Genomic DNA, 23,860 nt, shown 5'->3' on the forward strand with positions numbered 1-23,860 from the left:
CGTTACAGTTGCTTGGCTTCGATCAGCTCGAGTTGCGCCTTGGCCTGGCTCTTCAGGTAGCGGCGCAGGCGCACCACGCCCAGGTCATGCTGGTAGAGGTTTTCGCGCTGGTTGGCGTCCGGCTCCATGAACTCCAGCAGCACCCGGTCCTGCTCCAGCACGGCCCAGTGGCGTGCTTCCAGGCGGTTCTTGTAAAGGAAGCGCCAGGTGTCGCGCTGCCAGCCGGTGAGCGGGCGGGCGCGCCAGTGGAACACGGCGGCCAGGGCACGGCTGCTGGGGGTATAGCTGCCGATGATGGTGAAGTTGCCGCCCGGGCCGCCGGTTTTCGGGTAAGGAATTTCCAGGCGTAGCCAGTGGCAGCCGTTGTCGAGGAATTCGGTCCAGTCGAAGTTGACGCCCCGCTGGCCTTCTTTCTCGAAGAAGAAGCCCTGGTCAGTGTCACGGGTGACGAATTTGGCGGTGGCTTCGCCTTCGCTCATGGAGTGGGACATCTTGTGCAGGTAGGTGCCGTGCATCGGGTCCATGACGTTGTCGAGCACATAGCGGTAGTCGCCTTTCCACTCGGTGTAGCAAAGGAAGCTGCTCCACTCGGGCGAAGTCAGCTGCTCGGGCAGCACCAGTTCCGGCGGCGTATCCAGATGCGGGTCGGTGGCGTTGAACAGGAAAATCGCGCCAGCGGCTTCGCGGGTGTGGAACATGCGGGTAGGGCGGGCGCCCTCCAGTTTGCAGCCGGGGCTGCCGGGCACCTTGGTGACGGTGCCGTCGCAGCGCACTTCCACGCCGTGGTAGGGGCACTGCAGGCGGTCACCCAGCACGGGCCCTTGTGACAACGGCGCACCGCGGTGCGGGCAGTGGTCTTCCAGGGCGTGCACGGTGCCGTCGTTGTCGCGCCACAGGGCAATCTTGTAGCCCAGGCGGCGCACCGACAGCGGCTTTTCGCCCAGCAGTTCGGAGGGCAATACGGGGAACCACAGGTCTTTCAGGCCGTTGGCCAGCAGGTTCTCAACAGGGTCAGCGGTCACGTGCATATTCATGTTCTTCTACCTCGGGCGTCTTACGCGCCCAGCCGGGCCATCAGGGTCTTGTAGGCATCTTCGGTCCACTCGCCGGTGGTCAGCGGGCAGGGTGGGCCGGCGTGGTTCAAGTGCGCCAGCAACGCCGGCAGGTCGGCAATACCGCTGCCGTAGGCGCGTTCGATGGAGTCGCCCAGCAGGTCTTCGAAGGGCGTGTTCGGGCGTTGGCGCGCCTGATGGGGCTGCAGGTACGGTTCGGTGTTGTTCATGTCATTGGCCTTTGAATAGGGAATAGGGGCTCAGCGCTGGCCGCTTTCCTTGGGCTTGTCGGTGAGGAATTTGCCCTGTGGCGCTTCCACGTGTTGCTGGCGACGGGTGTTGCCGTCGATACCGCCGGCAATGGCCCACTCGGCGAACACCGTGGGGCCGGGTTCGAACTCGCGTGGCTGCCATTCGCCGGTCAGCTGGTCTTCGTCGGCGTAGTACTCGATCAGCGCGCCGGCCGGGTTCTTGAAGTACCAGAAGAACGCCGACGACACCGGGTGGCGGCCCGGGCCAATCTCGGTGGCCCAGCCGCTGCGCGAGATGTGCATGCCGCCGCCAAACACTTCGTGCACGTCGCGCACGGTGAAGGCCACGTGGTTCAAACCGGCGCGCGGGGCGGGCAGTTGCAGCATGAACAGGTCGTGGTGGCCGCCTTCTTCCGCCGTGCGCAGGAAGGCGCCGCGGTTGGGGTAGCGGTCCGAGGCCTGGAAGCCGAACCGCTCGTGGTAGAAGGCTTCGCAGGCGTTGACGTCAGTGACGAAGAACACCACGTGGCCGACTTCGATCGGCGTGGCGCGTTCGTAAATGGGCGCCGGTTTGTTGATGCGGCCCTTGGTTTGCCAGGTGTTATGGCCGCTGCACTCGATGGCTAGATCACGCTTGCGGGTGACCTGCAGGCGGATCGCCAGGCCGTTGGGGTCGGTGCAGCCGATGCGGCCGTTGCCTTCCACGAAGCCCGGGTCATTGGCGATGCGCTCGCTGTACATGGCCAGGTCGGCTTCGTTTTCCACGCCCCACACTACTTCGCGTACGGTGCTGCCGGCTTCGATGGCGGGCGGCAGGCCGGGCTTGTCGATGGCGGCCAGCACCACGCGGCAGCCGTTGAGGGTTTCGAAGATCACCTCGTCGGCCTGCTCGCTGACCTTGTTCAGGCCCCAGTCGCTGAAAAAGCGCGCGCAGGTGGCCAGGTCTTCGACGCCGTAGGTGACTTCATCAATACCTAAAACGCTCATCTCGCTATTCCTCAGTGGCCGTTGGCCCAGGCCAATGGTTGTTCATTCATGCCCCAGTAGAGGCTCTTCTGTTCCATGTACTGCACAATCCCCAGGCGGCCTTTTTCACGGCCCAGGCCGCTGTCGCGCCAGCCGCCGAACGGCGTGGAAATGGAGAACTGCTTGTAGGTGTTGATCCACACCGTGCCGGCCTGGATCTTGCGGCCCAGGGCCCAGGCGCGCTTGTAGTCACGGCTCCAGATGCCGGCCGCCAGGGCGTACAGGCTGTCGTTGGCCTGCTCGACCAGTTCGGCTTCGTCGTCGAAGGGCATGGCCACCAGCACCGGCCCGAAGATTTCCTCCTGGCAGGTCTGCTGGCTGTTGGTCAGGCCTTCGAGAATGGTGGGCGGGAAGAAGTAGCCGTTGTCGTAGATGCCGCCAGTGGGGCGCTGGCCGCCCAGGCGCAGCGTCCCGCCTTCGGCGAGGCCCAGGGCCACATAGCGTTCCACCGACTCGCGATGGCTGGCGCTGATCAGCGGGCCCATCTGCGTGTGTTCGTCCGCCGGGTCGCCCAAGCGCAGTTTCGCCGCGCCGGCCACCAGGCGTTCCATGAACGGCTCATACAGCGAGCGCGCCACGAACAGCCGCGAACCGGCGATGCAGGCTTCGCCCGACGAACTGAAAATGCCGTACAGCACCCCGGCCACGGCGTGGTCCAGGTCGGCGTCGTCCAGCACGATGGTCGGCGACTTGCCGCCCAGTTCCAGCGACACCGGCATCATCTTGTCGGCGGCGATGTGGGCGATGTGCTTGCCGGTCCTGGTGCCACCGGTGAACGACACGCGCTTGATCAGCGGGTGCTGGGTGAGGGCGTCGCCCAGCAGCGAACCCTTGCCGGGCAGCACGCTGACCAGCCCTTTGGGCAGGCCGGCGTCTTCGCAGATCTGCGCCAATTGCAGGGCGAGCAGCGGGGTAATTTCTGCCGGCTTGATTACTACTGCGTTACCCGCTGCCAACGCTGGCGCGACTTTCTGCGCCTCGCTGGCGATGGGCGAATTCCATGGCGTAATGGCCGCCACTACGCCCATGGGTTCATAGACGCTCATGGTGACGAAGTCGCCGCGCGACGGCGTGATGGTTTCTTCCAGGGTTTCGCAGGCAGCGGCGAAAAACTGGAACGTGCCGGCGGCGCTGGCCACCAGCGCGCGGGTTTCGTTAATGGGTTTGCCGTTGTCCTGGCGTTGCAACTGCGCCAGTTCTTCGCTGCGCTCGCGAATCAGCGCGGCGATGCGGTACAGCACACTGGCGCGCTCATGGGGTTTGCGCTGCGCCCAACCGCTGTGCAGGAACGCTTCATGGGCGCCGCGCACCGCTTCTTCAACATCGTCCAGGTTGGCTGCGTTGAGCCAGGCCACCGGCTCGCCGGTGGCAGGGTAGCGGGTGGCGTAGCGTTCACCACGGCCCAGGCGCCATTGGCCGGCGATGCAGATGGGTAAGGTCTGTTCCAAGGTCATGTTCATCCCCTAGATGGAAATCGCGTGGGCGTGGTTGCCGAGGGCGCGGACCACGCTGTACACGGTAAGGGCCGAGGTCTTCGGGTTGGCCTGCAGCGGCTTGCCGCGCAGGCTCAACTCGAAACCACCGAAAGCGCCACGGGCTTCGAACTGGTGCACGTTCTCGTCGCTGTGCGGGTCGGCGATCAGCGTCACGTGGGTACGGTCCAGGCCGATGCCCGCCAGCGACAAGGTGGCGGCGACGTTGGCGTTCTTCGGGTAAAGCTGTGCGGCTTCGCGGGCGCTGCCCTGGAAAATCACCGTGGCTTCGGTGATCGCGTCCAGGTCGCACGCCAGTTCGCCGGGCGTGTTCTTCCAGGCGCGCGCCGGTTTGCGCCCGGTGTAATTCACCGCATCCAGGCCGCCGACCTTTGCGGCCGACAGCGCATCGATGCCGCCGATGGCGCCGGGCAGCAGTTCGATGCGCGTCTGCCCACGCTCGGCAGCGGCTTCCAGGCGTTCCACCAGGCCCACTTCCGACAGCGCGCCCACCGACACAATCAGGCAGGCGATGCCGCGTTCCAGTGCTGGCAACACGTGCTCCTCGATGGCCCGGTGGCCGGCGCACTCCACCAGCAAATCCGGGCGAGCATCGGCGGGCAGGGCGGTGAGTACCTGCGGCGGCTGGCTGAAACTGGCCAGGCGCTGGCGCACCAGGTCTTCGGAGCCGGCCGAGGCGATGACGTGGTCAACGCACAGGGTCGGGTCCTTCTCCAGCAGTTCCAGCACGCCGACGCCGATGGCGCCGCAGCCGATCATGGTGATATGCAGCATGGCGCGGTCCTCAGGCAGTGGCCTTCTGAGCCTTGGTTTCACTGTTGGGCGGGCCGGCGAACTGGGTGGCGAAACCACCGACGGCAAGCATGTCCACTTCCAGCAGGAACGGCCCCGGCTCGGCCAGCGCGCCTTCGATCACGCCGCCGAAGTTGTTCAGGTCGCTGACCAGCGCGTGGCGCAAGCCCATGGATTCGGCCAGCTGCGCGTAGTCCGGGGTGTGCAGTTCCACGTAGGCGTGGCGGGCGCCGTAGATGGCGTCCTGAATATTGCGAATCACGCCGTAGCGCTGGTCGTTCATCAGCAGGATCACCACGTTGGCTTTTTCCTGCACCAGGGTCGCCAGCTCACCCAGGTTGAGAATGAAGCCGCCATCACCGGCCAAGGCGAACACTTTGCGCGCTGGCGCGGTTTCGGCAGCCGCCACCGCTGCACCAATACCCATGGCCAACGCCTGGCCAATGCCGCCGCCCAGGGCGTGAACGCCTGCGCGCGGGTGGAACAGGTTGATCAGGCGGTTGCCCCAGATGCTGTTGGACAGGGTCACGTCGCGCACCCAGGAGAAGTTGCGGCCGGTCACGGCTTGCAGCTGTTCCACAAGGGCGGTGTAGGGGCCCAGGTCGCTGTTCAGTTGGGCGCGGGCCTTGGCCCGAACCGCAAATAGTTCCACGTGGAACATTGGGTCTATATTCAGGCGACCGCTCAGTCGGTCGGCCAACCCGTCCAATGCCAGGGCGGTATCGCCGCACACGAACAGGTCGCTGCAGTAGCTGCGGCCTTCGATGGCCGGGTTGGCGTCGATACGCAGGGTGGTCTGCGGCAGTTTCAATGCGTACTTGAACGTCTCGTTGGAACGCAGGCGTGAACCGGCCACCAGCAGCACGTCGCACGATTGCATGAATTGTTCCACGGCGCGGTTCTGCGAAAAGGCGCCCAGGCAGCGCTCATCGTCTTCATTCACCACGCCGCGGCCTTGGGTGGAGGTGATCACACCCACGCCCATGTCCAGCAGGCGCTTCACCTGTTTGCCCGCATGGCGCGCGCCGCCACCCAGCCACAACATCGGGCGTTTGGCGCCGGCGATGCGTTCGGCCAGGGCGTCCAGCGCTTCGGGGGCGGGGATTGCCACCGGGATAGGCAGTGGCGCCAGGTCGGCGGGCATGGTGATGAAGGTGGACTGAATGTCGATCGGAATCTCGACACTTACCGGGCCGGTGGGCGCGGTAAGGGCGGTCTGCACGGCCAGCTTCATGGTGCTGAGCGCGGTCTCGACGCTGCGCACGCGGAAGGCAGCTTTCGACACGGCCTTGAGCATGGTCAGCTGGTCGCGGGCCTCATGGATGTAGGCGAATTCCTGGTCCAGGTACTGGGTCTCGATTTGCCCGGTGATGTGCAGCAGCGGCGTGCCGGCGGTCTGTGCTTCCACCATGGCGCCGGCAGCGTTGCCGGCGGCAGTGCCGGTGGAGGTCAGGCACACGCCCAGGCCACCAGTGGTGCGTGCGTAGGCGTCGGCCATGTTGGTGGCGCCGGCTTCGCCGCGGGCCATGACGAAGCGGATATTGCCGCGCACCGCGAAGGCATCGAGGATCGGCATGTTGTGGATCGAGATAACCCCGAACGCAGCTTTCACGTCGCACTGTTCGAGGAACGCGGTGATGGCAGCACCTACGGTGACTTGGTTGTCGTTACGCATGGCGGGACAGGCCTCCAGAAACGTCGATATGGCTGCCTGTGATGTAAGCCGACAAGGGCGAAGCCAGGAACAGGATCGCGCGGGCTGCCTCTACGGGCAGGCCCAAGCGGCCCAGGGGAATGTGTTTGCGTTGCGCCAGTTGCGCGGTCCACTGCGGCCAGTCCAGGTGGCGCTCTTCGCGCGCCTCGAAACGTCGGCGCCATTGGCCCGATTCCACAAGGCCGATGAGGATGCCGTTGACCCGAATGCTTTTCTCGGCAAACTCGGTGGCCATGGAACGCACCAGGTTTTTCAGCCCGGCGCGGGCGGCGGAGGTGGCGACCATGTGCGGCTCCGGCTGGCTGGCCAGCAGCGAATTCACGCAGACGATGGCCGCACCCTGGCAGCGCTCAAGCTGGGGCATGAAGGCGCGCACCGGGTTGATCACCGAGAAGAACTTGAGGTTCAGCTCTTCGGTCCAGGCCGCGTCGGTGGTGTCGGCGAAGGTCGAGACTCGGCCCTGGCCGGCGTTGTTGATCAGCATCTGCGCGGGGCCGAAAGCAGCCTCACTGGTAGCGGCAAAAGCTTGCACGCTGGTGGCGTCGAGCACGTCGCACACCTGTGCCAGCAATTGCGCTTGCGGAAAGCGTGCGCGCAGGCCGGCTTCGGCGCTGCGCAGGCGGTCTTCGTTGCGGCCGCAGAAGGCCACCTTGGCCCCGGCTTCCAGCAGCAGTTCGACGCACGCAAGGCCGATGCCCGAGGAGCCGCCGGTGACGATCGCCGTGCTGCCTTGAATTTGATAAAGGCTCATCTCAATCCCTCATCAGCGCAGTGACGCGGCTGCCGTGGCCGGGGGTGTAGTTGAGCAGGCGCGACAGTTCGTCGGCGTTGCGCCGCACCTGGGCCAGGGTTTCCTCGAAGTTGACGTGGCCGATCTGCGTGGTCGGAATGGTCACGCCCAGCGCCGCTACAACTCGGCCGCTGTGGTCCCGCACGGGCGCTGCCACGGTGGAAATTGCCGATTCGAAGAAACCTTCGCCGCTGACGTAGCCGCGCTGGCGGTCGGCCTGCACCAGGTTGAACAGGTCCAGCACGGTCTTGGGCGTGCACAGCGAGTGCTGTTCCAGATGCTCTTCGGGGTACAGTTCGCGCAGCTCGGCCAGGCTCAGGTCTTCCAGCAGGATGCGCCCCAGTACGGTGGCGTGGGCGGGCAGGCGGGTGCCAACATTGACCGCGCTGGAGAACACCGACGGCGGCGAGACCTTGGCCACGTAGACGATGGAGCGGCCATCGCGCACCACCAGGTTGCTGGGGTAATTGAGCTTGTCGCACAGGCGCGCCAGCAGTGGTTGGCCCAGCTCGGTCAGCTCCAGCGACGCCAGGTATTCGAAGCCCAGGCGCAGCACTGACATGCCCAGGCGGTATTCATTGCCGCTGCGGGTCACGAAGCCCATGGTTTCCAGGGTGGTGAGCAGGCGGAAAATCGTCGAGCGCGGCAGCTCCAGGCGACGTGCCAATTCCGGCGCCGTGAGGGTGCGGTTTTGCCGGCTGAATTCGCACAGCAGCAACAGGCCGCGCTCCAGGCCCGGGACTATGTACTTGTCCTGGGCGTCCTTGTTCAGATCTGAGTCGTTCATTGGGCACTACCTGTCAGGGATTCCTTGAGGGCGAAGGCCAGTCGGCCTGCCACCACGGCGGGTTGTTCTATGGGGCTGGCGTGGCCGGCGTCGGCGATCAGGTTAAAGCTTGCGCCCAGGGCCTTGGCCAGGGTCAGGCAGCTTTCGGGGGCAGTGATCGCGTCGGCCTCGCCGCAGTGCACTTCGCAGGGCACTGGCAGCGGGGCGTGGCGCAGCAGGTCGTCGCCGCACAGCAGCTCGATGGCCTGGCGATAACCGTGTTGATTCAGGCGTGACATGTTCCAGCGCACCCAGGCCAGGGCTTTGGCCGTGGGGCGTGGCGAGAGCATGGCGCTGCTGCGTTGGGCAGCCATCTGCGCGATGCCCAGGGTTTCCAGGGTGCTGATGCGTTTGGCACGGATCTGCTGGCGCTGGATTTCGCGGGCAGGGTCGCCGTAGCCACGCGCCGGGCTGAGCAGAACCAGGCGGCTAACGCGCGCCGGGTGCAGGCGGGCAAACGCGGCGGCGGTGATGGCCCCCAGCGAATGGCCCACCAGCACACAGCGTTCGATGTTCAGTGCATCCAGCGTGTGCAGCAGTCGTTCGGCATAGGCCTCGGCGCGGGGCGCGGCCGGCGCCAGCGGCGTGGACTCGCCGTAGCCGGGAGCATCCCAGGCAATAACCCGGGCGCCCTGGCCCAGTTGCAGCGCCACTTCCAGCCAGGAGCCAGCACCCGAACCGATACCGTGCAGCAGCACCACGGCTGGGCCGCTGCCGGTGGTGCGCACGGCCTGTTGGCCGCCGGGCACGTTCAGCAGTTGCTGGGTAAAACGGCTGGCCAGTAGGCCTTGCAGTTCAGCGCTGGGGTCGAGGTTTTCAGTGGCGTGCAGCATGGCTTCAACCGCGCTTGATCGAGGCCAGAGGGTGCTCTGGCGGGTAGGTCGGGGTGATCGGCTTCTTGGCGCCGAGCATCACGCACATCAGCGCGTCTTCGTCGCCGATGTTGATTTCCTCGCGGTACACGCCAGGCGGCACAGAAATCACGTCGCGGTCGGTGAGGATGGTTTCGTAACGTTCGCCGTCTTTCTCGATCACCACCTTGAGCTTGCCGCGCAGCACGAAGAACACCTCTTCAACATCGGTGTGCAGGTGCGACGGGCCTTCGTGGCCGGCAGGAATCACCATGGTGGAGAAGGTGAAGTGCTCCGAGGGAATGGTGTTCATGTCGGTGCTCACCCCGGTGCCGCCGGTGCCGATGTAGCGCATCTGCGCGCGGCGATATTTGGGGTCGTAGTCGGCCTGGAATTTCAGTGCGTTCCAGTCGTACTTGCGCGTCTCGTAGCGGGCGATGCGGGTCTGCATCCAGGCTTCCAGGCTGGTGCCTTCAGGGCGCTCCCAGCTTTTCGGGGCTTGTTGTTGTGCGGCTAGATCAGTCACGGCTGTCTCCTTCTCAGGGCATGACGAACCCGCCGTTGACCGGCAGGGTTTGTCCAGTAATGAAGCGGGCAAGGTCGGAAAGGGCGAATATCACCGCGCCGCTGACGTCCTCGGGCAACTGCGCGCGTTGCAGGGCGCGCTGCTCGGTGTACAGGCGGTGGCGTGCTTCGGGCACGTAGGCGGTGGCTTCCACCAGCACCAGGCCGGGGGCGATGGCGTTGACGGTGATGTTGTCCTTGCCCAGCTCGCGGGCCAGGCTGCGGGTCATGGCGATGACGGCGCCCTTGCTGGCGACGTAGGCCAGCAGGTTGGTGGCGCCCCACAGCGGGGTGTCGGAGGCCAGGTTGATCACCGCGCCGTGGCCGCTCTGGCGCAGGGCCGGCAGGCAGGCCCGGGTCATCAGCCAGGTGCCGCGCACGTTGACCTTCATCACCGTGTCCCAGGTGTCGATATCCAGCTCTTCGCAGGTCTTGCCGCCGGAGTTGGTCACCGAGGCGTTGTTCACCAGGCCGTCCAGGCCGCCCAATTGGTGGGTGGCGGCGGCCACGCAGGTGTCGATGGACGCCGGGTCTGCCAGGTCCAGGACCAGGCCGGTGACATCCAGGTCCATGGCCAGCAGCTCGGCAGCAGCCTGCTGTACGCGGTCGGCAAGAATGTCGGCGATCACCACCCGCGCTCCGGCGCGGGCAATGGCTTCGGCGAAGGCAAAGCCCAGGCCGCGGGCGCCACCGGTGACCAGCACGCGGCGGCCTTCAAGCAGTCGAATGGAGGGCGTCATCATTTAGTACTCAACATGGCTTTGGGCAGGTAATGCAGCACGCGCTTCTCGGCCCAAACCACCGCGCCGTAGGCCAGCACGCCGATCAGCGTCAGCATGACGATGGCGACGAATACGCCACTGGTGTTGCCCTGGCCCTCAGCGTCCACCAGCAGGAAGCCCAGGCCCTGGTTGCCGCCCACCAGCTCGCCGACGGTGACGCCGATGACGGCCAGGGTGGAGGCAATGCGCAGGCCGGAGAACAGCGCGGCCATGGCCGAGGGAAACTCCACCAGGCGGAAGATCTGCCAGCGGCTGGCGTTCATGGTGCGCACCAGGTTGATCATGTCCGGGTCCACGGTGCGGATCGCCGACAGCACGTTGATCATCACCGGGAAGAACACAATCAGGATGGCGATCAGGATCTTGGGGTAGATGGTGTAGCCCAGCCACATCACGAACAGCGGCGCGAAGGCCACCTTCGGCGCGATCTGCAGCGCCAGGATGTACGGCGACAGCATGGCCTCGGCCGCAGGCGACAGGCCCAGGGACACGCCGATCATCACGCCCAGCAGGGCGCCCAGGCCGAAGCCGACGATGATTTCGAAGGCGGTGATCAGGGTGTGCTTGAGCAAGCTGCTGCCGCCCCACATGGCCAGGCTTTCCTGGGCCACGCGGCTGAGCTTGGGCAGCACGAACTCGGGCATGCCCAGCAGCCCTGGGCCGAACTGCCAGGCCAGCAGGAACACGATCAGCAGGGCGAAGCTGCCCAGCACGGAGGAATTCAGACTTCTCATCAAAGGCTACCTTTGTTTATCCCGCGGCTACTTGGCGGCCGTCGTGGTATCGATGAACTGGTTGGTGTAGAGGTCGTCGAGCTTGGGTTCCTTGGCGACGATGCCCTCGCTCACGTAGAACTGGCGCACCTTGTCCAGGCGGGCCGGGTCAACCTGGCCGAGCACGGCCTGGTGGGCGTAGACGTTGTCGATGTACAGCTTGAAGGTGCGCTCCAGCAGCGCTTCCTTGCCCGCGTAGGCGGGCACCGCCTTGGCGAAGGTGACGGCGGCGGCATGTGGGTCCTGGATAATGTCGCGCATGCCTTCGAGGGTGGCCTGCACCACGCCGCGCACTACGTCGGGGTGGTTCTTGATGGCGTCGTCAGAGGCGAGGATGGCCTGGGCCATGCTTTCGAACACCTGGTCCTGGGGGATCATCTTCACCTTCACCCCGGCGTCCTCGGCGTCCACCACCCAGTCGGCAACGCCGGCCATGGCGTCGGCCTTCTTCGCCGAGAACAGCTGCCACACGCCTGCTGGGCCGGCCGCCTGCACGTCGACATCGTCCTTGCCCAGGCCGGCCTTGCGCAGCGAGGCGAGCAGGGCGTAGTAGGTGGTGTCGGAGTAGGACATCACCGTCAGGGTCTTGCCCTTGAGGTCGGTGATCGAATTGACGTTGGCGTCGGCATTGGTGGCAATCATGGTCACGCCGCCTGCGCCCAGCACCGCCACCGCGCGTACCGGAATGCCGTTGGCGCGCACCACGATGGGGGTGTCGCCGATGGCGCCGCCCACCAGCGCGTTGCCGGCGCCTATCTGTTTGGCCACGTCGACACCGCCCTTGGCGGCGATGAAGGTGACATTCAGATCCTTGCTGCTGTAGTAGCCCTTTTCCTTGGCAATCACCCAGGGGGCGAAGGCTGGCAGGGTGGGCGGTGCCGGCAGCAGGTAGGTGACGTCGGTCTGCGCCTGGGCCAGGCCCGCAAGGCCCAGGCCGGCGGCAAGTAGGGTGGTGGTGAACAGGGACTTGAACATGCGTGCTCCTGAATCGGTTGATGGCCGTGAGGCGTTGATCAATGCAGTTCGGTGTCTTCGCCGACTTTCAGCAGCTCCATCAGGCGCCCGGCCAGGGGGCCGATCTCCGGCAGCTTGCGACGCTCCAGCGGGTTCTCGCGGAAGGGCAGGTCGACCACGATTTCCTCGACGATGGTGCCGGGGCGGGCGCTCATCACCAGTAGGCGGTCGGACATGGCGATGGCCTCCACCAGGTCGTGGGTGATGAACAGTGCGGTCTTCTTTTCCTGGTGGAGCATCTGCGCCAGGTCCTGCTGCAGGATCATCTTGGTCTGCGCATCCAGGGCCGAGAACGGCTCATCGAGGAACAGCACCTGCGGGTCGATAGCCAGGGTGCGGGCTAACGCGGCGCGCTGGCGCATGCCGCCCGACAGCTGGAAGGGGTAGTGGTCGGCGAAGCCTTGCAGGTGGCAGCGGTTGAGCAGATCTTCGGCGATGACCTTGCGCTGGGCTGCGGGCATGCCCTGGATCTCCAGGCCCAGCTCCACGTTGCGGCGGATGCTGCGCCAGGGCATCAGCAAGTCCTTCTGCAGCATGAACGCCACCTTGCGCACTGGCCCGGTAACAGCCTCGCCACCCACGAAGACTTCGCCTTCGCTGGGGCGGTACAGGCCCGAGCCCATGTTGAGGATGGTGCTCTTGCCGCAGCCGGATGGCCCGATGATCGACACCACTTCGCCGCGGCGAATCTTGAAATTCACGTGGCGGATGGCGAATGGCGCTTCCGACTTCCCCTTGGCCGGGAAGCATTTGCCGACCTGGCGGAACTCGATCTCGGTCGGCTCCAGGTCTTCCTTGGGAGCGTGCTGATTCCATTGCGGGGTAACGGCGTACATCTCTTTCACAGCCATTGGGGAGGTCTCTGGTCTGTTTTATAGGTGATACGACGTTTAGTGCATGAACAATGCCAGCAGCGTTTCGCTGCTGGTTTTTTGGAAAAGGCGTTGTTTATTAGAGGGTTAGATAGAGGAGGTCATTTCTTGAGCGTTTCACATATGAAACGTGGTTTTCCAGGTGGCACGGATCTGCACACTCGCTGTGCGCGAAGTGTGTAACTGCGAGAAAAGGGTGCTTTTTGCAGTAACGTCGGCGATACCGGCGTTTTGATGGCTTGTTTCGCTGGTGAAATGCCAGCGTGTAGCAGGTGTAATAGGGGGGGGACGCGGCCTGCGGCCGCTGCTACGGGGGGCGGGTTCCACGTGGAACAGGGGGCTGGAAATGAAAAAAGCCCCAAGGCGTGAACCTTGGGGCTTTTCATATATATGGCGCACTTGGCGGGATTCGAACCCACGACCCCTGCCTTCGGAGGGCAGTACTCTATCCAGCTGAGCTACAAGTGCAGCGCGCGCCATAATACCCATCTCCGCGGTGGGCGTCTATTACGTTGATGTGTAGGTGATTTCGCACAGTTGCGGCCCCCACAGCCGCGCCAGTCGGAAATGAGTGCCGTTGGGGGAAATTTTGTTCTTTTTTCCGAACAGCCTATTGTCCTTTACCCCCATTGATCCTAGGATTCGTTTGAGATTTCAAACGCTCCCCTGTCCGGCGCTGCGCTCGCACGGGTAACATCCTGTGCGCATTTGGCGTTTTGCCCGGCTTATGATTTCCTGACGGCAGTTCCACCAGGAACGCCCTATCCAACAATCAACAATTCGCCCCGTGTGCGCACGGTGCTGTTAAGGAAGCCGACATGCAGCTCAAAGACGCTCAGTTGTTCCGCCAGAAAGCCTACCTCGACGGTGTTTGGGCAGACGCGGACAACGGCCAGACCATCAAGGTCAACAACCCGGCCACGGGAGAGATCCTGGGTACCGTGCCGAAGATGGGCGCCGCTGAAACCCGCCGCGCCATCGAAGCCGCCGACAAGGCGCTGCCAGCCTGGCGTGCACTGACCGCCAAGGAACGCTCGAACAAGCTGCGCCGCTGGTTCGAACTGATGATCGAGAACCAGGACGACCTGGCTCGCCTGATGACCCTGGAACAAGGCAAGCCGCTGGCCGAAGCCAAGGGCGAAATCGCCTACGCTGCCTCGTTCATCGAGTGGTTCGCGGAAGAAGCCAAGCGCGTCTACGGCGACACCATTCCTGGCCACCAGCCAGACAAGCGCCTGATCGTCATCAAGCAGCCAATCGGCGTTACCGCAGCCATTACCCCGTGGAACTTCCCGGCCGCCATGATCACCCGTAAAGCCGGCCCGGCCCTGGCCGCTGGCTGCACCATGGTGCTCAAGCCTGCTTCGCAGACGCCGTTCTCGGCCCTGGCCCTGGCCGAACTGGCCGAGCGCGCCGGCATTCCGCAAGGCGTGTTCAGCGTGGTGACCGGCAGCGCCGGCGACATCGGCAGCGAGCTGACCGGCAACCCAATCGTGCGCAAACTGTCGTTCACCGGCTCGACCGAAATCGGTCGCCAGCTGATGTCCGAATGCGCCAAGGACATCAAGAAGGTTTCCCTGGAGTTGGGCGGTAACGCGCCGTTCATCGTGTTCGACGACGCCGACCTGGATAAGGCCGTAGAAGGCGCGATCATCTCCAAGTACCGCAACAACGGCCAGACCTGCGTCTGCGCCAACCGCATCTACGTGCAGGACGGTGTCTACGACGCCTTCGCCGAGAAGCTGAAAGTGGCCGTCAACAAGCTGAAGATCGGCAACGGTCTGGAAGAGGGCACCACCACTGGCCCGCTGATCGACGACAAGGCGGTGGCCAAGGTCAAGGAACACATCGCCGACGCCCTGAGCAAGGGCGCCACCGTGCTGACCGGCGGCAACGCGATGGAAGGCAACTTCTTCGAGCCGACCGTGCTGGTCAACGTGCCGAAGAACGCTGCCGTGGCCAAGGAAGAAACCTTCGGCCCGCTGGCGCCGCTGTTCCGCTTCAAAGATGAAGCCGAAGTGATCGCCATGTCCAACGACACCGAGTTCGGCCTGGCGTCGTACTTCTACGCCCGTGACATGAGCCGTGTGTTCCGCGTTGCCGAAGCGCTGGAATACGGCATGGTGGGTATCAACACCGGCCTGATCTCCAACGAAGTGGCGCCGTTCGGCGGCATCAAGGCTTCGGGCCTCGGCCGTGAAGGCTCCAAGTACGGCATCGAAGACTACCTGGAAATCAAATACCTCTGCATTTCGGTCTGATCCGCAGCGGTATTGCAGCCGCCGGGGCGCGAGAGCGACGTTCCGGCGGCTTTATGTAGCAACACCCAGCAACCCCTTTTCGTGGCCGGGAGGCCGTGACAGTCGATCATCGTATGCTGTCGCCGTTGACCCCCGCTGCTTGATCCTTGAACAACGCCGCCCGATGAGCGGTGAATGAGGAAAACATGAGCAAGACAAACGAATCGTTGATGCAACGCCGCCAGGCAGCCGTTCCACGTGGCGTTGGTCAGATCCACCCGATCTTTGCCGACTCGGCGAAGAACGCTACCGTCACCGACGTTGAAGGTCGCGAGTTCATCGACTTCGCCGGCGGTATCGCCGTGCTGAACACCGGTCACGTGCACCCGAAAATCATCGCCGCCGTTGAAGCTCAACTGCACAAGCTCACCCACACCTGCTTCCAGGTCCTGGCCTACGAGCCGTACGTGGAAGTGTGCGAGAAAATCAACGCCCTGGTGCCTGGCGACTTCGCCAAGAAAACCCTGCTGGTGACCACAGGTTCCGAGGCTGTAGAGAACGCCGTGAAGATCGCCCGTGCCGCCACTGGCCGCGCTGGCGTGATCGCCTTCACCGGCGCCTACCACGGCCGCACCATGATGACCCTGGGCCTGACCGGCAAGGTCGTGCCTTACTCGGCCGGCATGGGCCTGATGCCAGGCGGCGTGTTCCGCGCCCTGTACCCGAACGAACTGCACGGTGTGAGCATCGACGATTCGATCGCCAGCATCGAGCGTGTGTTCAAGAACGATGCCGAGCCGCGTGACATCGCCGCCATCATCCTGGAGCCGGTACAAGGCGAAGGCGGCTTCTACGTCGCGCCGAAAGAGTTCATGAAGCGCCTGCGCGCCCTGTGCGACCAGCACGGCATCCTGCTGATCGCCGACGAAGTACAGACCGGCGCTGGCCGTACCGGTACCTTCTTCGCCATGGAACAGATGGGCGTGGCGCCTGACCTGACCACCTTCGCCAAGTCCATCGCTGGCGGCTTCCCGCTGGCCGGTGTGTGCGGCAAGGCCGAGTACATGGACGCCATCGCTCCAGGCGGCCTGGGCGGCACCTACGCCGGTAGCCCGATCGCTTGCGCCGCGGCCCTGGCCGTGATGGAAGTGTTCGAGGAAGAAAACCTGCTGGACCGCAGCAAGGCCGTGGGCGAGCACCTGGTTGCCGGCCTGCGTGCCATCCAGGCCAAGCACCCGATCATCGGTGACGTGCGTGCCTTGGGCGCCATGATTGCCGTTGAAGTGTTCGAAGGCGCTGACAACCACAAGCCGAACGCCGCAGCCGTGGCCTCGGTGGTTGCCAAGGCACGCGACAAGGGCCTGATCCTGCTGTCGTGCGGCACCTACGGCAACGTCCTGCGCATCCTGGTTCCGCTGACCGCGCCTGACGCGCAGCTGGACAAGGGCCTGGCCATCATCGAAGAGTGCTTCGCCGAATTGGCGTAAAAGTGTGACGTGATGAACAAAAAAACCCGCTCCGGCGGGTTTTTTTTGCTTTGAACGAAGGCATCCCGCGTAATGTCTGGATAACCTGTAGGCAAGGCCTTCGGAGTAACCGCCATGAGTGCGCAGGATAGCCCGGCAGTACCGCGGGTATTGATCGCCGAAGCAGACCCCTGGACCCGGGACCTGCTGACGCAAATGTTGTTGAGTGTGCGCTGTGACGCACAGTTGGATGTATGTACCGACGGCAACGATGCCCTGCAGCTGCTGCAGCGCAAGCCTGACCTGGTGATTGCCGCGCGCGAGCTGCCCGGCGTCGACGGCCTGGACCTGTTGCGCAACGTGCGGCAGAAAAGCTTGCGCAAGACCCTGCCGTTCATTCTCATCAGCGACCGCAGCGACGTCGCCAGCGTGCGCGAAGCGGTGCCGTTGACCCCGACTGCCTACCTGACCAAACCCTTGAACCTTGACTCCCTCAAGGAGCGCCTGCACGGCCTGCTGTTGGCGGTGGGGCAGGAGGTGGTGTGCGAGATTGCGCCACTGGCCCCGGGCATGCGCCTGGAGCCGTACCTGGAAGAGCGTCGCCAGCATTCCGATGGCGGCCCGCTGATGGCTGACGTGCAGGTGGCCATCAAGCGCGCGCTCAACCCCCACGGCCTCAACCTGCGCCAGCTGGAAGAGGAGGTGCGCACCGACCCGCAGATCACCGCCGTGCTGATAGCGGCTGCCAACAGTGCCGCGCACCACAGCGACGCGCCCGTGCAGACGCTGCTGCAGGCCTTGCAGAAGCTGGGCGCCACGCAAAGCATGAACCTGATCCTGGGCCTGGCGTTGAAGCGCAGCGCGCGCTTGTCCGACCCTGAACTGTCGCAGCATGCCGAACGCTTCTGGGGGCACTCGCTGCACGCGGCAGAGTACGCCCGCACGCTGGCGCGCAACCTGGACGTCGACCAGGAGCGCTGCTATTGCGCCGGCCTGCTGCATTGCCTGGGCGACCTGGCGCTGCTGCGGGTGCTGCAGGAGTGGCGGCTGGCCGGTGGCGTGCTGGAGGAAGGGCAGGTGGACAAGGCCTTGAAGGAGTTTGGCGCAGCCTATGGTTCGGCGCTGCGTACCCGTTGGCGCTTGCCGATTGAACTACGGGAGTTGATCGCGGCTATCTACCACCTGGGCGGTGGCGTGTATGGGCGCGACACCCTGGCCATGAACCTGGCGGGGCAACTGGCGCGCCTGGGGCCGGAGGAAAGCCTGGAGCCTATCGCCAATGGCAAGACCGCGCGGTTGCTGAAGATGAGCCTGCCGGAACTGACGCGCCTGCGCCGCAATTGACCCCTCAAAATATCTTTGTGGGAGCTGGCTTGCCAGCGAGCTGTCGAGACCCCAAAAAGCTCGCTGGCAAGCCAGCTCCCACAGGGTAATGTATCAACCCACCACGATCTGATTCTTGCCCTGGCGCTTGGCCTGGTACATGGCCGCGTCCGCCCGGGCGAACAGGTTGTCCAGCAATTCGTCATCCTGCTTGAGCCCGGTCAGGCCCTGGCTCACGGTAACACCGTACACCTCGCCGTCATGCTTGAAACTCAGGCGCTGGATTTCCCGCTGCAGGCGCTCGGCGATCTGCTTGGCGACTTCCGGCGAGCAGCCGGGGAACACCGCGGCGAACTCTTCGCCGCCGATACGCCCGAAGAGGTCGCCCCGGCGCAGCACCGCGCGGCCGGTCTCGGCAATGCGCTGCAGCACCACGTCGCCTTCCTGGTGGCCGTAGGTGTCGTTGATTACCTTGAAGTCATCGATGTCCAGCAGCAGGAACGAGATGTTCGACTCCTGCAGGCGCGCGGTCTCGAATTCGCGGTGGGCGCATTCGAAGAAATGCCGGCGGTTGCTGCTCTGGGTGAGCACGTCGGTGGTGGCCAGGCGTTGCAGTTCGCCTTCCAGGTGCTTCTTTTCGGTGATGTCCTCGGCGATGCCGACCACGATCACCCGTTGCTCCGGGTCGCTTTGCTGGCTGATAAAGCATTTGTCGCTGAGCCAGCGAATCTGTCCGTCAGCGGCGATGATGCGGTACTCGCGGTCTTCCACCGCGCCCTTTTCCAGCACTTCGGCTAGGCTGCGCTCGGCGTAGTCGAGGTCATCGGGGTAGATGCTGTCGCGCCATTCGTTGTAGTCCGCCAGCAGCAGGCCGGCCGAGCGCCCGAAGATGCGCTCGTAGGCAGGGCTGACGTAGATCATGCGCTGGGCTTCCCAGTCGAAGGCCCACAACACCGCGTTGACGCTGACCAGCAGCGAACTGAACAACTGCTCGCGCTCGCTCAGCCGCGCCACCTCGCCTTGGGCGTGCATCAGCGCCAGCAGCGTCTCGGCCGCGGCTGGCATCTGGGGGAACGTCGGCGACTGTGGTTGTTTGTTGGCCATCATCACGAAATCTCGAATGTCACGGTAGGCCGAGCCCTGACGTGCGCACGCGCCAGGTCCCGCCGCGTAGGCGATCATTCGTAGGATTAATATTTTGTAATGAAGTTCCGAACGGCACGCCCCTTGCCGGAGCGTGCCGATGGACGGCGTCAGGCGACGGCGGGGCGCAGCGAGTAGGTCTTGAGCTGAGTGGCGAAATCGCGCAGCGACTGGATGCCGCTGGCCTCGGCTTCATGCACCCAGTCCTTCATGGCGGCCAGCATGTCGTGGCCGTTGGAGCTGGTGCGTGCCCAGATCTGCTGCAGTGCCAGGCGCTTCTCGTAAATTACCTTCAGGGCCTGGCTGTGTTCCAGCATGTCCTGGATATGCGCATGGTGGCGCTCATCCAGCAGGCTGGTCTCACGCGACAACAGGCGCTTGGCGCGGCGGAACTGGTGGCGCACCGAGGCGTCGACACGCGACAGCTCCTGGGTCACCAGCGGCGCGATCACCAGCTTGCGGTACTGGGCCATGATCTGGAAACGGTTGTTGAGGATGGCCATGGCGGTGTCCATGTCCAGGTGGCCCTTGCCTTCCACGCGGTGGGCGATGGGCGCCACGCGCTGCACCTTGGCCAGGCGCATGAACGAGAGGATGCGAATCCACATCCAGCCCATGTCGAACTCCCACTTGCGCACCGACAGCTTCGCCGAGTTGGGGTAGGTGTGATGGTTGTTGTGCAGTTCTTCGCCGCCAATGATGATGCCCCACGGCACCAGGTTGGTGGCGGCGTCACGGCATTCGAAATTGCGGTAGCCCACCGCATGCCCCAGGCCATTGACCACGCCGGCGGCCCAGAAGGGAATCCACATCATCTGGATGGCCCACACGGTCAGGCCGATGGCGCCGAAGCAGGCGAGGTCGATGCCCAGCATCAGGAACACGCCCAGCAGGCGGTGGCGCGAATACAGGTTGCGCTCGATCCAGTCCTCGGGGCAGTTCTTGCCGTAGATGCGCAGGGTCTCGGCGTTCTGCGCTTCGGCGCGGTACAGCTCGGCGCCGCGGCCCAACACCGTGCCCAGGCCCTTGATGACCGGGCTATGAGGGTCGTCGACGGTTTCGCATTTGGCGTGATGCTTGCGGTGGATGGCGGTCCACTCGCGGGTATTCTGCGCCGTGGTCAGCCACAGCCAGAAACGGAAAAAGTGCTTGAGGCCGGCGTTCAGTTCCAGCGAGCGATGGGAGGAGTAGCGGTGGAGGTAGATGGTGACACTGACAATCGTCACATGGGTCATCAACAGGGTGACCGCCACCAGTTGCCAGGCTGACAGGTCAAGAAAACCGTTGTACCACATAGGCTGCAGGGCCCTCGTCAAAGAAAAAATTAGAAGCACGTCGCATTATCGGCATGTAAGCAGATAAAACCAGCCCGGGTTTTAGATAAGAGTGGCTGAATGTTTCTGCTTTATAATCCCGATCTTTTCGTATGGGCTTCGCCACTTTTATGCCTGGTACTTCACGCGGCGCCCTGCGGGCCGCCTTGCTCTACCTCGTGGCCTCGGTCGTCTGGCTGGTGCTGACTGATCAAATATTGAGCAGCCTTTTCGATGATTCGGCCCGTCTGCTGCGCTGGCAGCTGATCAACGGCTACGTCTGGGTGCTGGCCACCGCCGCCATGATCTTCCTGGCCCGTGCCCGGTTGCTGCGCTGCTTCGGCCTGGGCGATGCCGGGCGTATCCAGCGCGAGCGTTTGCGCATGGCCGCCGCGGTGTTCGACAGCACCCTGGAGGGGGTGCTGGTGACCAGCCGGCTGGGCAGCATCGTGCACGTCAACCGCGCGTTCATGGACATCACCGGCTACCGCGAGGACGAGGTGCTGGGCCATAACCCCAGCAAGTTCAAGTCCGGGCGCCATGGCATCGATTTCTACCGGCAGATCTTCCACAGCCTGGAGCAGACGGGCAGCTGGAGCGGCGAAATCTGGAACCGGCGCAAGAGCGGCGAAATCTACCCGCAATGGCAGACCATCCGCGCCATCGCCAACGACGCCGGGCACGTCAGCCACTACGTGGCGGTGTTCTCCGACATCAGCGCGCTCAAGCACTCCGAACGCGAGCGCGCGCACCTTATCCAGCACGACCCCCTTACCGAACTCCCCAACCGCCTGCTGTTCCACGACCGCGCCGAGCAGACCCTGGCCGCCGCCCAGGCCAACAAGCGTGGCTGCGCCTTGCTGCTGCTGGACCTGGACCACTTCCAGAGCATCAACGACAGCCTCGGCCACGCCACCGGCGACCACTTGATCAAAGCCGTGGTCGAGCGCCTGCAAGGCCTGCTGGGCAGCGGCATGACCCTGGCGCGCATGGGCGGCGACGAATTCGCCGTGCTGCTGGAAGACTCGCCCCAGGCGGCGCAGGCGGCCATGCTGGCGCAGTCGATCATCGACGGCCTCAAGCAGCCGTTCCTGCTGGACGGCCACACCCTGTTCATCAGCGCCAGCATTGGCATCAGCCTGTTCCCCAGCGACGCGCTGGGGCCCGAGCAGCTGCTGCGCAACGCCGACTCGGCGCTGTTCAAGGCCAAGGGCAACGGCCGCGGCGGTTACGCGCTGTACACCGAGGAGCTGACCGCCCACGCCCAGCAGCGCGTGGAGATGACCGCCGAACTGCGCCGCGCGCTGGCCCAGGAAGAACTGCGCGTGCACTACCAGCCGGTGCACGACCTGGCCACCCGCCAATTGGTGGGCGTGGAGGCGCTGGTGCGCTGGCTGCACCCCGAACGCGGCTTGATTCCGCCGGGTGAGTTCATTCCCATCGCCGAGCGCAGCGGCCTGATCGCGGAAATCGATGCCTGGGTGATGACCAATGCCTGCCGCCAGATGTGCCAGTGGCAGGCCGAGGGGCATTGCCTGGACTTCATCGCCGTGAACGTCTCCAGCCGCCTGTTTGGCCGCCAGGACCTGTACCAGCAGGTGGCGCGCATCCTTGAGGAAACCGGCCTGGACCCGGCGCGGCTGGAGCTGGAAGTCACCGAAAGCGCGGTGATGGAAGACCCCGAGTCGGCGCTGGAGCAGATGCACCGCCTGCGCGAGCTGGGCCTGCGGCTGTCCATCGACGACTTCGGCACTGGCTACTCGTCGCTGCTGCGCCTCAAGCGCCTGCCGGTGCAGAAGCTCAAGATCGACCAGGGGTTCGTGGCCGGCTTGCCGCAGGATGAGGACGACGGCGCCATAGTGCGGGTGATCATCGCCCTGGCCCGCAGCATGGGCATGCAGGTGCACGCCGAGGGCATCGAACAGCCGGAACAGGCGCAGTTCCTGCTGGAGCAGCAGTGTGAGCTGGGGCAGGGGTATTGGTTTGGGCGGCCGGTGCCGGCGGCGGATTTGCGTTGGGCCTGACGCGGCCTTTGGCCGCTGCTACATACCTGAGTGTGGCCCCCCGTAGCAGCGGCCGCAGGCCGCGTCCCGGGGTTTGAAATTTGGTTATATGGGCATTCTTAAATAGTATTTTTAAGTATAACCCTGCCTAACTACTATGGCGCTCAAGGCAACTCTCACCCAAGGAGCATGATCATGAGCGCATCTCTGCGTAGCGTCGACGGTCAGGACGAAGCAACCATTCTGCGCGAAATCCAGAGCGCGCTGCGTGACCTGCGTTTCGGCGCGGTGGAAATCACCGTGCACAACGCCCAAGTGGTGCAAATCGAGCGGAAGGAAAAATTCCGCCTGCAGAACCCGGGCAACAAGCCCAGCTAAATGATTCTGCTATAAAAAAACGCCAACATAATAATCAAGAGTCATCCAGGAGCTTCACCATGTCTATCCGTCATTACGCTCTGGCGGCGCTCGCCAGTGCGCTGTTCGCAGGCTCTGCGGTCGCCAAGGACTATGAGCTGCTCAACGTTTCCTACGACCCGACGCGCGAGCTGTACCAGGATTACAACGCCGAGTTCGTGAACTTCTGGAAGAAAGCCCACCCCGACGACAAGGTCGACATCAAACAGTCCCATGGCGGTTCCGGCAAGCAAGGCCGCGCCGTGATCGACGGCCTGCGCGCCGACGTGGTGACCCTGGCGCTGGCGGGCGACATCGACGAAATCGCCAAGCTGGGCAAGACCCTTCCGGAAAACTGGCAGACCAAACTGCCGGACGCCAGCACCCCCTACACCTCGACCATCGTGTTCCTGGTGCGCAAGGGCAACCCCAAGGGCATCCATGACTGGAACGACCTGGTCAAGGATGGCGTTTCGGTGATCACCCCGAACCCGAAAACCTCCGGCGGTGCCCGCTGGAACTTCCTGGCCGCCTGGGCCTACGGCCTGAAGGCCAATGGTGGTGACGAAGGCAAGGCCAAGGCCTACGTGCAGACCCTGTTCAAGCACGTGCCTGTGCTGGACACCGGCGCCCGCGGCTCGACCATCACCTTCGTCAACAACGGCCAGGGCGACGTGCTGCTGGCGTGGGAAAACGAAGCCTACCTGGCGCTGAAGGAAGACGGCGGCAAGGACAAGTTCGACATCGTCGTGCCGTCCGTGTCGATCCTCGCCGAGCCGCCAGTGGCGGTGGTGGAGAAGAACGCCGAGAAGAAGGGTAACGAGGAAATCGCCACCGCTTACCTGAAGCACCTGTACAGCAAGGAAGGCCAGGAGATCGCGGCGAAGAACTTCTACCGCCCACGTGACAAGGACGTAGCGGCCCAGTACGCCAAACAGTTCCAGGAAGTGAAGAGCCTGGCCACCATCGACAAGGACTTCGGCGGCTGGAAAACCGCGCAGCCCAAGTTCTTCAACGACGGCGGCGTGTTCGACCAGATCTACCAGGCGCAGTAATTTAAAGGCCCCCAGGCGGGGCCTTTCCCCGTTGTGATGGACCATTGTGGGAGCTGGCTTGCCAGCGAGCTTTTGAGGCCAAAAAGCTCGCTGGCAAGCCCGCTCCCCCAACAGCGTCCGC

Annotated in this window: 22 protein-coding genes and 1 tRNA gene; 6 read left to right on the top strand and 17 right to left on the bottom strand. The window is 64.2% G+C overall.

Translation table 11 applies throughout. The features are described 5' to 3' along the window. Nucleotides 1-2 precede the first annotated feature (2 nt). The 15 genes from AC0SZ7_RS00945 to AC0SZ7_RS01015 all read right to left on the bottom strand — a co-directional run bounded on the left by AC0SZ7_RS00945 (nt 3) and on the right by AC0SZ7_RS01015 (nt 13,268). The gene (locus tag AC0SZ7_RS00945; protein ID WP_475502569.1) at nt 3-1,034 is read right to left on the bottom strand and encodes a Rieske 2Fe-2S domain-containing protein; all 1,032 of its coding nucleotides are present in this window, start codon (nt 1,032-1,034) and stop codon (nt 3-5) included. A gap of 20 nt (nt 1,035-1,054) precedes the next feature. After that, nucleotides 1,055-1,282, bottom strand: a complete 228-nt coding sequence (locus tag AC0SZ7_RS00950) for a recombinase-like helix-turn-helix domain-containing protein (protein WP_475502570.1) — start codon at nt 1,280-1,282, stop codon at nt 1,055-1,057. A 30-nt stretch (nt 1,283-1,312) separates the two neighbouring features. Then, the gene (locus tag AC0SZ7_RS00955) at nt 1,313-2,290 is read right to left on the bottom strand and encodes a VOC family protein (protein WP_475502571.1); all 978 of its coding nucleotides are present in this window, start codon (nt 2,288-2,290) and stop codon (nt 1,313-1,315) included. A gap of 11 nt (nt 2,291-2,301) precedes the next feature. After that, a complete protein-coding gene (locus AC0SZ7_RS00960) occupies nt 2,302-3,783 on the bottom strand; it encodes an aldehyde dehydrogenase (protein WP_475502572.1) in 1,482 nt (493 codons plus the stop codon). A gap of 9 nt (nt 3,784-3,792) precedes the next feature. Beyond that, nucleotides 3,793-4,596, bottom strand: a complete 804-nt coding sequence (locus tag AC0SZ7_RS00965; protein WP_475502573.1) for an aspartate dehydrogenase — start codon at nt 4,594-4,596, stop codon at nt 3,793-3,795. A 10-nt stretch (nt 4,597-4,606) separates the two neighbouring features. Then, a complete protein-coding gene (locus tag AC0SZ7_RS00970) occupies nt 4,607-6,289 on the bottom strand; it encodes a thiamine pyrophosphate-binding protein (RefSeq protein ID WP_475502574.1) in 1,683 nt (560 codons plus the stop codon). Then, nucleotides 6,282-7,079 (bottom strand): SDR family oxidoreductase, encoded by a 798-nt coding sequence (locus AC0SZ7_RS00975; RefSeq protein ID WP_475502575.1) that lies wholly within the window; start codon nt 7,077-7,079, stop codon nt 6,282-6,284. Before AC0SZ7_RS00975 ends, AC0SZ7_RS00970 begins: the two co-directional genes overlap by 8 nt. Nucleotide 7,080: 1 nt before the next feature. After that, nucleotides 7,081-7,905 (bottom strand): IclR family transcriptional regulator, encoded by an 825-nt coding sequence (locus tag AC0SZ7_RS00980; RefSeq protein ID WP_475502576.1) that lies wholly within the window; start codon nt 7,903-7,905, stop codon nt 7,081-7,083. Further along, nucleotides 7,902-8,777 carry an alpha/beta fold hydrolase gene (locus AC0SZ7_RS00985; protein ID WP_475502577.1) on the bottom strand — a complete coding sequence of 292 codons (876 nt, stop codon included), beginning with the start codon at nt 8,775-8,777 and terminating at the stop codon, nt 7,902-7,904. Before AC0SZ7_RS00985 ends, AC0SZ7_RS00980 begins: the two co-directional genes overlap by 4 nt. A gap of 4 nt (nt 8,778-8,781) precedes the next feature. Beyond that, nucleotides 8,782-9,321: a cupin domain-containing protein gene (locus AC0SZ7_RS00990; protein ID WP_475502578.1), complete on the bottom strand. Its 540-nt coding sequence runs from the start codon at nt 9,319-9,321 to the stop codon at nt 8,782-8,784. A gap of 13 nt (nt 9,322-9,334) precedes the next feature. Beyond that, entirely contained in the window at nt 9,335-10,099 is a 765-nt protein-coding gene (locus AC0SZ7_RS00995) for an SDR family oxidoreductase (protein ID WP_475502966.1), read from the bottom strand. After that, nucleotides 10,099-10,875 (bottom strand): ABC transporter permease, encoded by a 777-nt coding sequence (locus AC0SZ7_RS01000; protein ID WP_475502579.1) that lies wholly within the window; start codon nt 10,873-10,875, stop codon nt 10,099-10,101. Before AC0SZ7_RS01000 ends, AC0SZ7_RS00995 begins: the two co-directional genes overlap by 1 nt. 27 nt (nt 10,876-10,902) lie before the next feature. After that, nucleotides 10,903-11,889 (bottom strand): ABC transporter substrate-binding protein, encoded by a 987-nt coding sequence (locus tag AC0SZ7_RS01005; RefSeq protein WP_475502580.1) that lies wholly within the window; start codon nt 11,887-11,889, stop codon nt 10,903-10,905. 38 nt (nt 11,890-11,927) lie between these two features. Then, the gene (locus tag AC0SZ7_RS01010; RefSeq protein ID WP_475502967.1) at nt 11,928-12,764 is read right to left on the bottom strand and encodes an ABC transporter ATP-binding protein; all 837 of its coding nucleotides are present in this window, start codon (nt 12,762-12,764) and stop codon (nt 11,928-11,930) included. Nucleotides 12,765-13,191: 427 nt separating this feature from the next. Further along, nucleotides 13,192-13,268: transfer RNA gene (locus AC0SZ7_RS01015), tRNA-Arg, on the bottom strand. Nucleotides 13,269-13,618: 350 nt separating this feature from the next. On the opposite strand from AC0SZ7_RS01015, the gene gabD reads away from it, so the two are divergent. The 3 genes from gabD to AC0SZ7_RS01030 all read left to right on the top strand — a co-directional run bounded on the left by gabD (nt 13,619) and on the right by AC0SZ7_RS01030 (nt 17,850). Then, a complete protein-coding gene (gene gabD / locus AC0SZ7_RS01020; RefSeq protein ID WP_475502581.1) occupies nt 13,619-15,061 on the top strand; it encodes an NADP-dependent succinate-semialdehyde dehydrogenase in 1,443 nt (480 codons plus the stop codon). Between the two features lie 185 nt (nt 15,062-15,246). Continuing rightward, nucleotides 15,247-16,527, top strand: coding sequence for a 4-aminobutyrate--2-oxoglutarate transaminase (gabT, locus tag AC0SZ7_RS01025; protein ID WP_475502582.1), 1,281 nt, complete (start codon nt 15,247-15,249; stop codon nt 16,525-16,527). Nucleotides 16,528-16,641: 114 nt separating this feature from the next. After that, nucleotides 16,642-17,850: an HDOD domain-containing protein gene (locus tag AC0SZ7_RS01030; RefSeq protein ID WP_475502583.1), complete on the top strand. Its 1,209-nt coding sequence runs from the start codon at nt 16,642-16,644 to the stop codon at nt 17,848-17,850. Between the two features lie 93 nt (nt 17,851-17,943). On the opposite strand, the gene AC0SZ7_RS01035 is transcribed toward AC0SZ7_RS01030, so the two are convergent. Further along, nucleotides 17,944-18,933 (bottom strand): GGDEF domain-containing protein, encoded by a 990-nt coding sequence (locus AC0SZ7_RS01035; RefSeq protein ID WP_475502968.1) that lies wholly within the window; start codon nt 18,931-18,933, stop codon nt 17,944-17,946. A 149-nt stretch (nt 18,934-19,082) separates the two neighbouring features. Continuing rightward, complete coding sequence (gene desA, locus AC0SZ7_RS01040) at nt 19,083-20,267, bottom strand: delta-9 fatty acid desaturase DesA (RefSeq protein WP_475502584.1); 1,185 nt, start codon at nt 20,265-20,267, stop codon at nt 19,083-19,085. A gap of 149 nt (nt 20,268-20,416) precedes the next feature. Between desA and dibA the strand changes: the two genes are divergently transcribed. From dibA to AC0SZ7_RS01055, 3 genes are all read left to right on the top strand, one after another. After that, a complete protein-coding gene (gene dibA, locus AC0SZ7_RS01045) occupies nt 20,417-22,309 on the top strand; it encodes a phosphodiesterase DibA (protein WP_475502585.1) in 1,893 nt (630 codons plus the stop codon). A gap of 174 nt (nt 22,310-22,483) precedes the next feature. Further along, nucleotides 22,484-22,666, top strand: a complete 183-nt coding sequence (gene oscA, locus AC0SZ7_RS01050) for a sulfur starvation response protein OscA (RefSeq protein ID WP_007941032.1) — start codon at nt 22,484-22,486, stop codon at nt 22,664-22,666. Between the two features lie 59 nt (nt 22,667-22,725). Continuing rightward, nucleotides 22,726-23,739: a sulfate ABC transporter substrate-binding protein gene (locus AC0SZ7_RS01055; RefSeq protein WP_475502586.1), complete on the top strand. Its 1,014-nt coding sequence runs from the start codon at nt 22,726-22,728 to the stop codon at nt 23,737-23,739. Nucleotides 23,740-23,860: the final 121 nt, after the last annotated feature.

The organism is Pseudomonas sp. JC1203 (assembly GCF_056175065.1).

Coding starts and splice junctions, on each gene's coding strand:
- AC0SZ7_RS00945 (WP_475502569.1), bottom strand. CDS start 1,034: ATGAATATGCACGTGACCGCTGACCCTGTTGAGAACCTGCTGGCCAAC.
- AC0SZ7_RS00950 (WP_475502570.1), bottom strand. CDS start 1,282: ATGAACAACACCGAACCGTACCTGCAGCCCCATCAGGCGCGCCAACGC.
- AC0SZ7_RS00955 (WP_475502571.1), bottom strand. CDS start 2,290: ATGAGCGTTTTAGGTATTGATGAAGTCACCTACGGCGTCGAAGACCTG.
- AC0SZ7_RS00960 (WP_475502572.1), bottom strand. CDS start 3,783: ATGACCTTGGAACAGACCTTACCCATCTGCATCGCCGGCCAATGGCGC.
- AC0SZ7_RS00965 (WP_475502573.1), bottom strand. CDS start 4,596: ATGCTGCATATCACCATGATCGGCTGCGGCGCCATCGGCGTCGGCGTG.
- AC0SZ7_RS00970 (WP_475502574.1), bottom strand. CDS start 6,289: ATGCGTAACGACAACCAAGTCACCGTAGGTGCTGCCATCACCGCGTTC.
- AC0SZ7_RS00975 (WP_475502575.1), bottom strand. CDS start 7,079: ATGAGCCTTTATCAAATTCAAGGCAGCACGGCGATCGTCACCGGCGGC.
- AC0SZ7_RS00980 (WP_475502576.1), bottom strand. CDS start 7,905: ATGAACGACTCAGATCTGAACAAGGACGCCCAGGACAAGTACATAGTC.
- AC0SZ7_RS00985 (WP_475502577.1), bottom strand. CDS start 8,777: ATGCTGCACGCCACTGAAAACCTCGACCCCAGCGCTGAACTGCAAGGC.
- AC0SZ7_RS00995 (WP_475502966.1), bottom strand. CDS start 10,099: ATGACGCCCTCCATTCGACTGCTTGAAGGCCGCCGCGTGCTGGTCACC.
- AC0SZ7_RS01000 (WP_475502579.1), bottom strand. CDS start 10,875: ATGAGAAGTCTGAATTCCTCCGTGCTGGGCAGCTTCGCCCTGCTGATC.
- AC0SZ7_RS01005 (WP_475502580.1), bottom strand. CDS start 11,889: ATGTTCAAGTCCCTGTTCACCACCACCCTACTTGCCGCCGGCCTGGGC.
- AC0SZ7_RS01010 (WP_475502967.1), bottom strand. CDS start 12,764: ATGTACGCCGTTACCCCGCAATGGAATCAGCACGCTCCCAAGGAAGAC.
- gabD (WP_475502581.1), top strand. CDS start 13,619: ATGCAGCTCAAAGACGCTCAGTTGTTCCGCCAGAAAGCCTACCTCGAC.
- gabT (WP_475502582.1), top strand. CDS start 15,247: ATGAGCAAGACAAACGAATCGTTGATGCAACGCCGCCAGGCAGCCGTT.
- AC0SZ7_RS01030 (WP_475502583.1), top strand. CDS start 16,642: ATGAGTGCGCAGGATAGCCCGGCAGTACCGCGGGTATTGATCGCCGAA.
- AC0SZ7_RS01035 (WP_475502968.1), bottom strand. CDS start 18,933: ATGGCCAACAAACAACCACAGTCGCCGACGTTCCCCCAGATGCCAGCC.
- desA (WP_475502584.1), bottom strand. CDS start 20,267: ATGTGGTACAACGGTTTTCTTGACCTGTCAGCCTGGCAACTGGTGGCG.
- dibA (WP_475502585.1), top strand. CDS start 20,417: ATGCCTGGTACTTCACGCGGCGCCCTGCGGGCCGCCTTGCTCTACCTC.
- oscA (WP_007941032.1), top strand. CDS start 22,484: ATGAGCGCATCTCTGCGTAGCGTCGACGGTCAGGACGAAGCAACCATT.
- AC0SZ7_RS01055 (WP_475502586.1), top strand. CDS start 22,726: ATGTCTATCCGTCATTACGCTCTGGCGGCGCTCGCCAGTGCGCTGTTC.